This is a genomic window from Nocardia sp. CY15 (genome assembly GCF_009829295.1).
Lineage (GTDB): Bacteria > Actinomycetota > Actinomycetes > Mycobacteriales > Mycobacteriaceae > Nocardia > Nocardia sputi.
In genome coordinates, this window is record NZ_VUOT01000011.1 from 110,269 (window position 1) to 123,301 (window position 13,033).

The following is a 13,033-nucleotide window of genomic DNA, read 5'->3' on the forward strand; positions in this document are numbered from 1 at the left end:
CGGAAACCAATCGGTAGTGCTGACAGGTTCGCCCCGGCGCTGGAGTGCAGAGCCGATTGTCATGTGCCCGACCAAGCGGTGGGGCGGCCCGGATCGCGCCGCTTGCTGCGCGATCCCGCGCGCCGGGTGATGTCTCCACACACCCACGCCTCCGGGGATGCGATCGAAAGCCCCTGATGTACCGCGACATTTCTTTCGTGAACCTCCGTGGGATCTACCGAGATCGACAATCCGTTCCGAGGATTTCACCGCGCCGCATTCAACGACCACGACCGAAGCGGCCGAACCTTCAACACCCTTGCCGTGGAATAGCTATCAGCTATAACACTGGATAGGTGGAAAAAAGCGGAAGATTACCCCTGAAAATAAGGTCCTAAACCCCCTCAGCCACAGTACAGTTACCACTCAGAAGTAGCTGTCTTCTTGATCACATCACGGATCTACACGCCAGTGGGGGAAGGATTTTCGGCGTGTGCCGCGTTCTCTATTGCTCGAAACCTGATGAAGATTGGAACCGAGAATGATTCTCCGGAAAGTCACCGCCGCAGTCGCGCCACTGATCGCCGCGCTCACGGTAGGAGCGGGCGTCACGCACGCGCAACCGGCCGCGGCGCCGGTGCCGGACATCGGCTACGAAGCGCAACTGGTCGGGAACAAGATCGTCACGACGCTCACCGCGGGCACGTTCGAGGCGCGCGCCGGCGCCGTGGACATCAAGGACACCGCCGGAAACGTCGCGGTCACGCTGCCGCTCGCCTTCCGGCAGGACGGGCTCGAATATCCCATGCCCCACGTTGTGCGCGACGCGGGCCGGGTGCTCGAGCTGACCGTCGTGAAGGATGCGGCGCAGGCCCGCCCGGCGGCCACACCGGTCGCGTCGCCGTTCGAGAACCAGCGGGCGCAGGACGCGTTCCTGTCGCAGTTCGGCATCGCCACCGCGGTCGGCGGATTCATCGGCACGGTCATCGGAGCGATCGTCGGGCTGACCGGCCTCATCGGCGGCCCCATCGGAATCGGCACCGTGCTCGCGGGCGCGGGCATCGGCGGCATCATCGGGACCGTCGTCGTCGGCGGACCGGCTCTGATCATCGCCGGTATCGATCTGATCAGCACCCTCGCCGCGCCGCCCGGCACCACGAAGTGGATGGACACCACCGGCCGTCCGCAGAACTGACCCGTGCCCTCGAGGCACGACGCGCACCGAATCGACTGTGATTCGGTGCGCTCTCGTGTTCGCGGAGCCGGCGCGGCCCCCAGGCGCAGCCGAGCAGGCGACCGAATCCGTCAGCGGCTGTAGCGCGCGCCTTGGCGTGACCGACGCTGCGGCGCTCACCGCTCACCGTTCACGGCAGCCGGGAGCCACCGGCAGGCCCGCGAACCGGTCTGCGAGGAAGTTCATCGCGCCGGGCGCCTCGCCGATCGCCGCCGGATTGTGGGTGGGCAGCATCGAGTGCACCGAGGTGACGCTCGCTCCCTGCGCGCAGTACCGGCCGACCAAGTCGGTGAAACCCGCCACGGGAATCACGTCGTCGGTGCGGCTGTGGTACAGGTACATCGGCGCCTCGGGCGCGCTGCCGCCGAGTTCCTGGGCATCGGTCGCGGCCCGGAAGGCCGGATGCGCGAGCAGATCCGGGACGAGGGCGAAATCCTCGACCCGCGCGCCGACGTACTTCGGCACCAGATCGGATCCGCAGGCCGCGCCGTCCTCGACCAGTGCCGCGCGCCCGCGATCGTTGAGCAACTCCAGCACGCCCGCGCCGGGATCGTTGCGGGCGATCGCGAACAAGATCAGCATCGCCAGCCCCGCCTGCACCGTACCGTCCGCGCCATCGGCTATGGCAGGCCAATCCGCTGGAACGCCACCTGAGGTAATCCCCGCGAACCGCACGTCCGGGGCGTACTGCGGCTGGATCTGCGCGGCCCACAGCGTGGCGAACGCACCACCCGAGTAGCCCCAGGCGCCGACGGGCGTCGCGGGTCCGAGTCCGGCCTGCGGGAAGTCGCGGGCCGCCCGGACACCGTCCAGCACACCACGTCCGGAGTTCACGCCGTCGAGGAACCGCGATCGCGGCCCCTCGTAGTCACTGACCACCACTGCCCACCCGCGTCGCAGCGCCTCGGCCATGAACGGCGTGTCGATCAGTGTGTTCACCGTGCCGGTGTCCCAGCCGCCGCGCAGCGCGTACGACGGCGCGCACCGGATGCCGAGACTGTCCTCGGGTACCTGGTATGACAGCAGTGGCCGGACGCCGGGGCCGAACCAGGGCAGCATCGGGACCATCACGGTGGCCACACCGGCGACGGGATCGTCGCTCGCGTCCGTGGTCCGGTACTTCACCTGCCATGCCGAAATCGGCAAAGGTAGCCCGAACAAGGCGATCGGGCGGCTATCCAGCACGGCGCCGTTGCGGTACCTACCGACATCCGCGGGAGCCGCGTAGAACGGGTCCTGGTCCGGCGGTAGTAGCTGGGCGTACGCCTCCGGTGCGGCGCTGAGGCCGGCGAACAGAACGATCAGCGCGGACAGAAGCATTCGCGGGATCGCTGCGCACACAGGCCGGTTGCCGGCTCGCGCGAGGACAAGCGCTCCGTGAACATCCTTCATCAGGGCCTCCCCAGTCCCGAGAGGCGACAGGTGTCCCGTACGGTGGGTGCCGGTTCACCCTGACCTCGAGACTTCAACGGTACTTCGAGGCCGATCGCTCCGGCAACGGTCGATCGCAGGTCACACCCACCGCCTCAGCTGTCCGCAGGGGTGGTTACAGTGTTGGCGAAAATCCCCCCAGCGCAATCGAATAGCCGTCGGGCGCGATCCGTCCGCGGCGCGAGCGCCACGAAGAGGAGTAGCCGAGCATGCGGCATGGCAACGGACTGGACATCCCCGAAGGACTCGCCGACCTGTGCGCCCCGGACCGGATGGCGGTGATCGTTTACGACATGCAGGTCGGCGTGCTCAGCCAGTTGCCGGACGGGCCGGAGATCATCGAACGCGTGGTGGGAGTGGTCGATGCGGCGCGCTCGGGTGGCTACCCGGTGATCTTCCTACGCCATTTCTTCCTGCCCGAGCGCCTCAGCGGAGCCTTCGCGCTGCGCATGGCCATGAGCTGGCAGCAGGTGGATTCGGTGGACAAGGTGCGCTTCATCCTGCAACGCGACACACCGGCCTTCGAGCTGGTTCCCGAGCTGCGGCCGAGAGCGGACGAGGTGGTGTTCGACAAGACCTCGATGTCGGCGTTCGAAGGGACTCCGCTGGCCTCGATGCTGCGCGACCTGCGCATCGGCGCCTACGCGATCGCGGGCGTAGCGCTGGAGATCGGGATCGCGCCTACGGTCACGCATTCCACCGATCTGGGTTTCGTCCCGGTGGTGATCAGCGACGCGGTCGGCGGCCGGGACAAAGAGGCCATGGCGCGGGCCTATGACGACTTCGAATTCCAGGGCCATGCGCTGGTGACCGACAGCGCCACCATCACCCCGCTGCTGGCGGCGACCAACTGACAGTTGAACGGGATCCGGCCATGGCCGTGGCCGGATCCCGTTCCGAACTCACTGCTTCCGCAAAGCCTTCTTCGCGGCGTCCTGGGCGGAGTCGACCTGCCTGGCGTACTTCTTGCCTGTCTTCTCATCGACGAGGTCACCCGCCTTGTCGATCACCGCGTCCAGCTTGTCCGCGTTCTTCTGGGCCAGGTCCATGGCCTTGCCTGCCAGGTTCTTGAAGTCCACCGTGCACTCCTCGTTTCGCGCTGGGAACAACAACCCTACCCAGCGTCGCGCACGTCCGGCGCCGCGCCGAGCCACGCCGGGTGCCACATTCGCCCCGCCTCGGTCCAGTTCATGAACCGCACGGTGCCACCTATTTCCGGCGTCACCCACACCGCCTCCTTGCGTTCTTCGGCGGTGAGGTCGTTGTCGAACGGCGAGGTCCCGCGTTCCAGTTCGCGCAGCCGCGCGGCCAGTTCCCGCATGTCCGGCTCGCTGAAACCGGTGCCGACCCGCCCGACGTAATACAGCTGCCCGTCGTGCGGAATGCCGATCAACAGGGATTTGAAGTCCCGTGCCGTGCTGCGCCGCCAGCCGCCGATCAGCACCCGCTGGGTGCGCCAGTTGCGCTGTTTCACCCAGGCATGCCCGCGCTTGCCCGGCAGATACACCGAATCCTTGCGTTTGGCGATCACCCCTTCGAGCCCGTGCTCTCGGCTGAAGCGCAGAGCCTCCGCGCCAGGGCCGTCCAGTCGCGGCGGCACCACCAGCGACGGAGCGTTCGCGGCGAGCGCCTCGAGCACCCTGCGGCGATCGGAATATCGTTTGCGCAGCAGCGAGGTGCCGTCGAGATACAGCACGTCGAACGCGACGAACACCGCCCGCGCCGCATCGGCTTGCAGCAGAGCGACATTCGCGACGCCATGGTCGTCGAAGACGACCGCCTCGCCGTCCAGCACCACTCGGTGGCCGGACAGTTCCCGCGACAACGCCACGATGCCGGGGTAGCGGTCGGTCACGACGTTACCCGCCCGGCTGCGCAAGGTGATCGCGCCGACATCGATCTCGGCGATCAGCCGGAAGCCGTCCCACTTCGTCTCGAAGCTCCACTCGCCCGCGCCGAGCTCCGCGACGTCGCCGGGAGTCGCGAGCATCGGCGACAAACCACGTGGAAGCGGCCCGGGACCGTTGGACGGCCGGATGATCCGGCCCGACGGCTGGTCCGGCTCCTCCCGCGGTACGGCTCCGCTCTGTTCCCGCATCAGATGCATCAGCCACTGGTTGCCGTTGGTCTGGATCAACGCGTACCGGCCGGTGAGCCGCTTACCGTGGAACCGCACGATGACCTCGTCGTCACGCCACTTCTCGGTTTCGTAGGTGCCGGAGTCCCAGATCGTCATCTCGCCACCGCCGTACTCGCCCTTGGGGATGGCGCCGTGGAAATCGAGATACTCCAGCGGATGGTCTTCGGTGTGCACGGCGAGGCGGTTCTGATCGGTGGAGGTCGGCGGGCCTTTCGGCACCGCCCAGGACGCCAGGACCCCGTCACGCTCCAGCCGCACATCCCAGTGCAGGCGACGCGCATGATGTTCCTGAACGACGTAGCGGTTGTTCGTCCCCGGCTCAGGTGACTCGGCGGGGACGGGCTCGGGCGTGCGGGACGGATCACGCATCGATCGATACCGCGTCAGCGCGTCCGGGCCTGCCTGCGCCGTGGACGAGTCGTCGCGCGCCAACGGCGGATCCAGCTCGGCGAGCAGGTCACCGTCCGTACGGTACCTGGCCAGCACTTCATCGAACCGCAGATGTCTCAGCTTCTTCCGGTTCTCGATCTCTTCCCACGTGCGCGGGGCGGCCACGTTCGGCTCTGTCCGCCCTCGCAACGAGTAGGGCGCGATGGTGGTCTTGGCGGAGTTGTTCTGACTCCAGTCGAGGAAGACCTTGCCGCCCCGAGCCGCCTTCGCCATCGTCGCCGTGACCAACTCCGGGTGCAGCCGTTGCAGATTCGTGGCCACCTGTTTGGCCACCGTCGACGCGCCGGCTGAACTCAACTCCCGATCCAACGGCACGTAGAGGTGTATTCCCTTGCTGCCGCTGGTGACCGGGAACGCGTGCAACCCGATGCCCTCGACCATCTCCCGCACCGCGAGCGCCACCTCGGCGCATTCGGCGAGACCGGCCCCCTTGCCCGGGTCCAGGTCGAACACCAGCCTGCTCGCCGGACCCATGTCGGCACCGGCGAAACGCCACTGCGGCACATGGATTTCCAGCGCGGCCTGCTGCGCGAGCCAGGCCAGCCCGGCTTCGGAATCGATCAGCGGGTACACGACCTTGCGATCGGAATGCCGCAGGGAGCGCCGCTCGATCCAGGACGGAGCATGCGACGGGAGATTCTTCTCGAAGAAGGACGGTTCCTCGACCCCGTTGGGCCAGCGCTTCCGGGTGACCGCCCGCCCGGCGAGATGCGGCAACATGGCAGGTGCGATGGCCGAATAGTAGGCGATGACCTCGCCTTTGGTGGTTCCGGTGGCCGGATACAGCACCTTGTCGAGGTTGCTCAGGTCAACCTCGATACCACCGAATTTTCGGCGGGCCGCCATATCGGAAGTGTAGCGGCGGAGACCGCAGCCCGGTCTCCGCCGCTGTCTCAGGCGTGCGGTCCGGACTGATCCGGCGGGACCACCTTCTTGGCGGCCTCTTTGCCTTTGGCGATCTTGTCCGAGTACTTGCCGTGCGTCTTCTGATCGATGAAGTCACCGGTCTTGTCGACCGCTTGGTTGATCTTGTCGGCGTTCTTGGCCGCCACATCCTTCCCCTTGCCGACCAGGCCTTTGACCGTATCCGCGAAACTCATCGCCGTGAATCCTTCCTGTCGTCAATTAGCCGGAGTCGTTCAACCAACATTCTCCCACCAGGAATCGCCAGGTGGGGCACTCGAGGGATCTACGCGTTGCCCGGGCATCGGCACCGCGACCGTCGTGCCCGCCGCGCGTGCCGCGGTCACCATCCGCTCGACCGGCTCCGACCAGCCGTGGAAGGCGAGATTGAACGTCGCCCAGTGAATGGGCACCAGCAGACCGTGGCCGGGATTCCCGCCGCAGAGATCGGCGTGTGCCCGGACCGCCTCCTCGGGATTCATGTGCACGTCCGGCCAGCGCTCGTCGTAGGCGCCGATCGGCAGCAGCGTCAGATCGAACGGGCCGAGCGCCGCGCCCGCCTCGGCGAACGCCTTGGTGTATCCGGTGTCGCCGCCGAAGTAGGCCCGCCGCGTCGGACCGACGATCGACCACGAGGCCCACAGGGTGGTGTTGCGCAGCAGGCCGCGTCCGGAGAAGTGCCGTGCCTCCGTACAGGTGATCACCAGATCCACGCCGTTGCGATCGAGGCCCAGATCGGCGAGTGATACCGAACCGCCCCAATCCAATTCGACGATCCGCTCCTCCGGGACGCCCCAGTGGCGCAGATGGGCGCCGATACCGATCGGAACGAGGAACGGCGCGCTCTGGCGAGCCACCAGCTCTCGGACGGTCTCCTTGTCCAGATGGTCGTAGTGGTCGTGGGAGATGATCACCGCGTCGATCGGAGGGAGGTCGGCCAGCGGCTGCGGCGCCGGGTGCATGCGCGCGGGCCCGACCAGCGGGGATGGCGAAACCCGCTCGCTCCACACCGGATCGGTGAGAATCCGGTACCCGTCGACTTCGAGCACCGTGGTGGCGTGGCCGTACCAGGTGACGGCGAGAGCGGCCGCCGCGGTGGGCTGCTTCGGGGTTTGCAGCGGGATGGGGGCTCTGGGCCTGCCCGCGTTGCGCCGGGTCAAGGCCGAGACCAGCAGCGAGGGCGCCGAACCCGCGACCACCTGGGTGCTGGGCTCGGTGTTGTGGAACTGGCGGTCGCGATAGGTCGCCGCACCCACCGCGTACGGCTGGATGGCCGAAATCGAAGCCCCCATTGCCGATGGGATGTCCCACACCGCCCGGACCAGCCAGGTGAGGCCGAGCGCGCCTGTTGCGGCGCCCGCCAAACGTCTGATGTCCATCATCGCCCCACGAACTTCGCGGGACGTTTTTCCTGCCTGGCCAATCGACCCTCCTTGGCATCCTCGCTCGTCCACGCGGCCTCCAGCGCCGCGCGCTGCTGGGCGGTTTCCGGATCACGCGTTCCGTCATCGTTGAGCACCAGCTTCATGTGCCGCAGGGACAACGGGGCCAACGCCGCGATCTGCTTGGCCCAGGCCTGCGCGTCGGCGAGACCGCCGATCCGGTTGGCGAACCCGAAGGCGTAGGCATCGTCGGCCGGTATCTGCTCGGCGCCCAGCAACATCGTCCGGGCGGGACCGCCGCCGATCAAGGCGACGAGCCTGCGCACAGTCCACCGGTCCACGGTGATACCCAATTTCGCGGCGGGCACCGCGATGTAGGCCTCCGGCGAGATCACCCGCAGATCCGAGGCGAGCGCCAGCTGCACGCCCGCCCCGATCGCGGCTCCGTTGATCGCCGAAATCACCGGGATCGGCGCGGATTCGATCGTGTGCAGCGTTTCCAGCAACCCGGACAGGAAATCGTCGGAGTACACCCCGGACAGGTCGGCGCCCGCACTGAACACCGGGCCGTGCCCGGTCAAAACGACGACCCGCGCCTGCTCGGCGACAGCGGCGAGCACGGCCTCGCGCAGCAGTGTCACGAGTTCGTAGTTGAGCGCGTTGCGGCGCTCTTCCCGCTGAAGTTCGATGGTGACCACGTCACCGTCCCGGCTCACCTCGAGCATGCGACCTCCCCGACTGAACAGTCCGTCTGGTCTCTTCACTCTGCCACAGCGACCGGCCCTTGCCGCGCCGGGCGATACGATCACCGACTGTGCCGACGGACTTCGACATCTTGGTGATCGGCGCTGGTCAGGCGGGGCTGTCGGCGGGTTACCACCTCCAGCGTCTCGGGCTGCGCCCGGAGCGGCATTTCCTGCTCGTCGACCGTTCTCCCGGCCCCGGCGGCGCATGGCAGTTCCGCTGGCCGTCGCTGACGCTGGAAACGGTCAACGGAGTGCACGATCTGCCCGGTATGTCGTTCGCCGAGACATTGCCGCCGGGTTCCTCGTCCGCGCCGGCGGCCTCCGCTGTGCCGCACTACTACGAGCTGTACGAGAAGCGGTTCGACCTGCGAGTTCATCGACAGGTGTCGGTCACCGTGGTCTGTGATCGCACCGAGGACGGCAACCCCGCCGACCGTGGTGCGGTGCTCAACGCGGAGACCGACGCGGCCGGTCCGATCCGGGTGCGCGGCCTGATCAACTGCACCGGCACCTGGGAGCATCCGTTCATCCCGCGCTACCCCGGAGCGGAGACCTTCGCAGGCCGCCAGCTGCACACCCGCGACTACCGGGCCGCCGACGAATTCGCGGGGCTGCACGTCGTCGTGGTCGGCGGCGGCATCTCGGCGGTACAGCTGCTCGACGAGATCTCTCAGGTCACCACGACGACCTGGGTGACGAGGACACCGCCGCGCTTCCGCGAAGGCGCCTTCACCGAGGAGGTCGGTCGCGCCGCGGTCGCGATGGTCGAAGACCGGGTGCGGCGCGGGTTGCCGCCGGGATCGGTGGTCTCGGTCACCGGGCTACGGCTCGACGACCGGTTACGAGCGGCGCGGGCCCGCGGCGCACTGACCCGCTTGCCGATGTTCGAGCGCATCGAACCCGGCGGGGTGCGCTGGGCAGACGGAACGTTTCAGCAGGCGGACGTGATCCTCTGGGCCACCGGGTTCCGCAGCGCTCTCGATCACCTCGCGCCACTTCGACTGCGCGAGCCCGGCGGCGGAATCACCATGTCGGGCCGCCTGGCCACTCGGGTAGCCGCCGACCCGCGCATCCACCTGATCGGCTACGGGCCCTCGGCCAGCACCGTCGGAGCCAACCGCGCGGGACGCGCGGCGGCCCTCGAACTCACCGAACATCTCCGACTGCGCTGACCGCGCGACGCCGATGGTCAGTCGATCAGACCGAGCGTGAACGTGTCCGGGTCCCCACCGATGCGCGAACCGGTGTCCAGCGCGGTGATCGCGTCCATCTGCTCCTGCGTGAGCTCGAAACCGAACACGTCGAAGTTCTCCGCGATACGCGACGGCGTGACCGACTTCGGGATGACGACGTTGCCCAGCTGCAGGTGCCAACGGATGATCACCTGCGCCGGAGTGCGACCGACCTCGGCGGCCACGGCGGCGATGACGCTGTCGTCGAGCAGCGTGCCCTGCCCGAGCGGGGCCCATGCCTCGGTGGCGATCGCGTTGGCGGCATGGAACTCGCGCAGCTCGCGCTGGGCCAACCTGGGGTGCAACTCGATCTGGTTAACCACCGGGATCTCCCCGGTCTCGGCGATGAGCTGTCGCAGGTGCGCGACCGTGAAGTTCGAGACGCCGATCGACCGCACCCGGCCCTGCGACTTCAGCGCCTGGAAGGCACGGAAGGTGTCCACGAAGCGGCCTGCCGCGGCCACCGGCCAGTGGATCAGGTAGAGGTCGAGGTAATCCAAACCGAGCCGCTGCATGCTGGCGTCGAACGCGCGCAGCGTGGAGTCGTAGCCCTGCTCGGAGTTCCACAGCTTGGTCGTGACGTAGATCTCGTCGCGGGGCAGGCCGAATTGCCGGATCGCGCGGCCGGTGCCCTCTTCGTTCTCGTAGATCGCGGCGGTATCGATGCTGCGGTAGCCCACCTCGAGCGCAGTGGTGACGGCCGAGAAAGCGTCCTCGGCAGGCACTTGGAACACGCCGAAGCCGAGCTGCGGGATCACGTTCCCGTCGTTCAGCACGATCGAGGGAACGGTGCTGGTCTCGCTTCTGAAGGTCACATTCCGACGGTAGAAGTGCGGCGGCGAGCCGTCAATCACGCCCTCGGGTGTGTTGGCCCGCAATTTGCTGGAAGACGGGTGCTTCGGATCGGCAGGGGTCGCGTTGCGCCGACTGGTCAGCTTGTCAGGCCGAGCCGCCGGTAACGCGCTCGGCGGGCCGCGAGCAGTTCCGATTCCGGCTGGGCGCGCAAGCTCGCCAGTTCGCGCGCGATCGCGGACACCATCCGGCGGGCGAAGTCCACCGGCTCGTCCGCGGCGTCGGGAAACTCGGGCACGATCCGGTCGACGACGCCGTCGGCAAGCAGATCGGCGGCGCTGATCCGTTGCGCCGCAGCGAGTTCCGGCGCATGGTCGATGTCACGGAAGACGATCGCGCTTGCGCCTTCTGGCGGCAGCGGGCCCAGCCACGCGTGCGTGGCGGCGAGCACCCGGTCGGCGGGCAGCAGCGCCAGCGCGCCACCGCCGGTGCCCTGGCCGAGCAGCACCGAGACGGTCGGGGTGTCCAGCGTCACCAGATCCGCGATGCAGCGGGCGATCTCGGGCGCCAGCCCGCGTTCCTCGGCCTCCTTCGAGAGCGCGGCGCCCACCGTATCGATGACCAGAACCAGCGGCAACCGCAACTCCCGGGCAAGCGCCATACTGCGCCGCGCCTCACGCAGGGCCGCAGGACCCATGGTGTTCTCACCTTGCTGGCCACGCCGGTCGTGCCCGAACACCACGCATGGCTGCCCACGGAAACGACCGAGCGCGAGCACGGCCGTGCGATCGGACTCCCCCTGCCCGGTGCCGCTGAGCGGAACACGTTGTGTGACATGGCGTAACAGCTCACGGAGGCCGGGCCGGTGGGGTCGGCGGGAGATGAGAACCGACTGCCACACCGAGTCACCCGCAGCGGGGCTCCGCTGGTCGTCGGACCGGATTCGTTCTTTTCCAGCCTCAGTCGTTTCCCCGACAGGGATCGGCGCTGTGGGCCTGGGCGTTCCAGGTGGCGAAGGCATCTCGGGATCCGAGTGGCTCCGGGTCGCAGCGGAATCGGGCAACGCGACTCCGCTGAACACACTCAACGCACGGTGGGCGATACGGCGGAACACCGGGATCGGCAGCACGCCGTCGATGACCCCGCGGCGATACAGGTTCTCCGCGGTCTGCACGCCTTCCGGAAACGCTTTGCCGTACAGGGCCTGATAGACCCGGGGGCCGAGGAACCCGATGAGCGCCCCGGGTTCGGCGAAAGTGATGTGGCCCAGCGAACCCCAGGAGGCGAAGACACCACCCATCGTAGGATTGCGCAGGTAGACGAGGTAGGGATGACCAGCCGACTTGTGCGCCGCGACCGCACCCGCGATCTTCACCATCTGCACGAAGGCGACAGTGCCCTCCTGCATCCTGGTGCCGCCGGAGGTCGGCGAAGCGACCAGCGGCAGCCCGAGTTCGGTGGCGCGCTCGACCGCCGAGACGATCCGTTCCGCCGCCGCGACTCCGATCGAACCCGCCAGAAATCCGAACTCACAGGCGATGACGGCCACGCGCCGACCTCGCAACAGCCCTTCCCCGGTGAGCACCGATTCGTCGACGCCCGCCGCGACCGCCGCCTTCCGCAAGGCATCGCGGTACTGCGGGGAAGCGGCCACCGTCACCGGCGGCCGGTCCCAGCTGACGAACGAGTTCGTGTCGAGCAATTGCTCGAGCAACTCTCGCGCCGAAGTACGCACCGGGCGAGCCTATCCGGCCCTACCCGGCGCGCAGGCAAGCCACGCGAACACTCAGTAGCCCTGCATCACCTTGCGTAGCGCGTACTCGGTGAGCGCGACCAGGGCCTGCTTGGCCGGCTCACGACGACGGGCATCGATGGACAGGATCGGCACATCGGCAGGCACCGCGAGCGCCTGCCGGATGTCCTCGATCGGGTATCGCGGCGCATCGTCGAATTCGTTGAGCGCCACCAGGAAAGGCAGGCCGCGCGCTTCGAAATAGTCGACGGCCGCGAAGCTGTCCTCCAGCCTGCGGGTGTCGACCAGCACCACGGCGCCGATGGCACCGCGGATCAGGTCGTCCCACATGAACCAGAATCGATACTGACCAGGCGTGCCGAACAGGTACAACACCAAATCGTCGGCGAGACTGATCCGGCCGAAGTCCATCGCCACGGTGGTGGTCGACTTCATCGGAATACCGGTCAGGTTGTCGATCCCGGCGCTCGCATTGGTCACCAATGCCTCGGTGCGCAGCGGAACAATCTCCGAGACAGCACCGACCAACGTGGTCTTACCGACACCGAAGCCACCCGCGACCACGATCTTCGCCGATGTTGGCTTGCTGGTACGAGTGTCGACCTGCGCCGTCGAATCAAATACGCCGGAGTCCACTGAGAACCCTTTCGATCAGCTCGCGACGCTCATCGTCGCTGGAATCGTCTTTCAAAGTCGCCGATACGCGCACGTGCCCGGCCTCGATCAAATCGGCCACGAGCACACGTGCCACCCCGATAGGGATACCCAATCGGGCTGCCACCTCGGCAACGGACGGCGATTCTCTGCACAACTCCACGATTGACGTCTCGATGTTGGTCAGTTCGAACTGCCGCTCCAGGGCGACCGGATGCGATGCGACGAGGGCCTCCAACGCCAACTCGACCGCGGGCCTGGTACGGCCTGCGGTCAGCGAGTATGGGCGGACGAGGCTCGGCTCGGCGCTCCCCACGCGGTGATCTTCTATGTCCAT

The 13,033-nt window shown here is 67.6% G+C and carries 13 protein-coding genes; 3 read left to right on the forward strand and 10 right to left on the reverse strand.

What is annotated here, in order from left to right; all coding sequences use genetic code 11:
- The first annotated feature begins 520 nt into the window (after positions 1-520).
- The gene (locus GVY39_RS15630) at positions 521-1,174 is read left to right on the forward strand and encodes an ammonium transporter (RefSeq protein ID WP_159924994.1); all 654 of its coding nucleotides are present in this window, start codon (positions 521-523) and stop codon (positions 1,172-1,174) included.
- A gap of 162 nt (positions 1,175-1,336) precedes the next feature.
- Here GVY39_RS15630 and GVY39_RS15635 read toward each other — a convergent pair whose 3' ends face one another.
- Positions 1,337-2,533, reverse strand: a complete 1,197-nt coding sequence (locus tag GVY39_RS15635; protein WP_159924996.1) for a lipase family protein — start codon at positions 2,531-2,533, stop codon at positions 1,337-1,339.
- A 320-nt stretch (positions 2,534-2,853) separates the two neighbouring features.
- Here GVY39_RS15635 and GVY39_RS15640 point away from each other — a divergent pair, with 320 nt between their 5' ends.
- Positions 2,854-3,498 (forward strand): cysteine hydrolase family protein, encoded by a 645-nt coding sequence (locus GVY39_RS15640; RefSeq protein WP_159924998.1) that lies wholly within the window; start codon positions 2,854-2,856, stop codon positions 3,496-3,498.
- Positions 3,499-3,546: 48 nt separating this feature from the next.
- Here the strand turns inward: GVY39_RS15640 and GVY39_RS15645 are convergent, their stop codons facing one another.
- From GVY39_RS15645 to GVY39_RS15665, 5 genes are read right to left on the reverse strand one after another with little or no spacing between them, the layout of a single operon-like run.
- Entirely contained in the window at positions 3,547-3,723 is a 177-nt protein-coding gene (locus GVY39_RS15645; RefSeq protein WP_236565475.1) for an antitoxin, read from the reverse strand.
- A gap of 35 nt (positions 3,724-3,758) precedes the next feature.
- A complete protein-coding gene (locus GVY39_RS15650) occupies positions 3,759-6,080 on the reverse strand; it encodes an ATP-dependent DNA ligase (protein WP_159925000.1) in 2,322 nt (773 codons plus the stop codon).
- Positions 6,081-6,127: 47 nt separating this feature from the next.
- On the reverse strand, positions 6,128-6,334 hold the full coding sequence (locus tag GVY39_RS15655; protein ID WP_159925002.1) for an antitoxin: 207 nt from the start codon (positions 6,332-6,334) through the stop codon (positions 6,128-6,130).
- Between the two features lie 39 nt (positions 6,335-6,373).
- A complete protein-coding gene (locus GVY39_RS15660; RefSeq protein ID WP_159925177.1) occupies positions 6,374-7,516 on the reverse strand; it encodes an MBL fold metallo-hydrolase in 1,143 nt (380 codons plus the stop codon).
- A complete protein-coding gene (locus tag GVY39_RS15665; protein ID WP_159925004.1) occupies positions 7,516-8,244 on the reverse strand; it encodes an enoyl-CoA hydratase in 729 nt (242 codons plus the stop codon). Before GVY39_RS15665 ends, GVY39_RS15660 begins: the two co-directional genes overlap by 1 nt.
- Before the next feature lie 89 nt (positions 8,245-8,333).
- On the opposite strand from GVY39_RS15665, the gene GVY39_RS15670 reads away from it, so the two are divergent.
- A complete protein-coding gene (locus GVY39_RS15670) occupies positions 8,334-9,437 on the forward strand; it encodes an NAD(P)-binding domain-containing protein (protein ID WP_159925005.1) in 1,104 nt (367 codons plus the stop codon).
- A 17-nt stretch (positions 9,438-9,454) separates the two neighbouring features.
- On the opposite strand, the gene GVY39_RS15675 is transcribed toward GVY39_RS15670, so the two are convergent.
- The 4 genes from GVY39_RS15675 to GVY39_RS15690 form a co-directional block, all read right to left on the reverse strand.
- Positions 9,455-10,312, reverse strand: coding sequence for an aldo/keto reductase (locus tag GVY39_RS15675; protein WP_159925007.1), 858 nt, complete (start codon positions 10,310-10,312; stop codon positions 9,455-9,457).
- A gap of 116 nt (positions 10,313-10,428) precedes the next feature.
- Positions 10,429-12,024, reverse strand: coding sequence for a carboxyl transferase domain-containing protein (locus GVY39_RS15680; RefSeq protein ID WP_159925009.1), 1,596 nt, complete (start codon positions 12,022-12,024; stop codon positions 10,429-10,431).
- A 51-nt stretch (positions 12,025-12,075) separates the two neighbouring features.
- Complete coding sequence (locus tag GVY39_RS15685) at positions 12,076-12,678, reverse strand: ATP/GTP-binding protein (protein ID WP_174186021.1); 603 nt, start codon at positions 12,676-12,678, stop codon at positions 12,076-12,078.
- Positions 12,659-13,033 carry a DUF742 domain-containing protein gene (locus GVY39_RS15690; RefSeq protein ID WP_014981573.1) on the reverse strand — a complete coding sequence of 125 codons (375 nt, stop codon included), beginning with the start codon at positions 13,031-13,033 and terminating at the stop codon, positions 12,659-12,661. The genes GVY39_RS15685 and GVY39_RS15690 overlap by 20 nt, the downstream gene beginning before the upstream one ends.

Coding starts and splice junctions, on each gene's coding strand:
- GVY39_RS15630 (WP_159924994.1), top strand. CDS start 521: ATGATTCTCCGGAAAGTCACCGCCGCAGTCGCGCCACTGATCGCCGCG.
- GVY39_RS15665 (WP_159925004.1), bottom strand. CDS start 8,244: ATGCTCGAGGTGAGCCGGGACGGTGACGTGGTCACCATCGAACTTCAG.
- GVY39_RS15650 (WP_159925000.1), bottom strand. CDS start 6,080: ATGGCGGCCCGCCGAAAATTCGGTGGTATCGAGGTTGACCTGAGCAAC.
- GVY39_RS15655 (WP_159925002.1), bottom strand. CDS start 6,334: ATGAGTTTCGCGGATACGGTCAAAGGCCTGGTCGGCAAGGGGAAGGAT.
- GVY39_RS15660 (WP_159925177.1), bottom strand. CDS start 7,516: ATGGACATCAGACGTTTGGCGGGCGCCGCAACAGGCGCGCTCGGCCTC.
- GVY39_RS15690 (WP_014981573.1), bottom strand. CDS start 13,033: ATGGACATAGAAGATCACCGCGTGGGGAGCGCCGAGCCGAGCCTCGTC.
- GVY39_RS15635 (WP_159924996.1), bottom strand. CDS start 2,533: ATGCTTCTGTCCGCGCTGATCGTTCTGTTCGCCGGCCTCAGCGCCGCA.
- GVY39_RS15640 (WP_159924998.1), top strand. CDS start 2,854: ATGCGGCATGGCAACGGACTGGACATCCCCGAAGGACTCGCCGACCTG.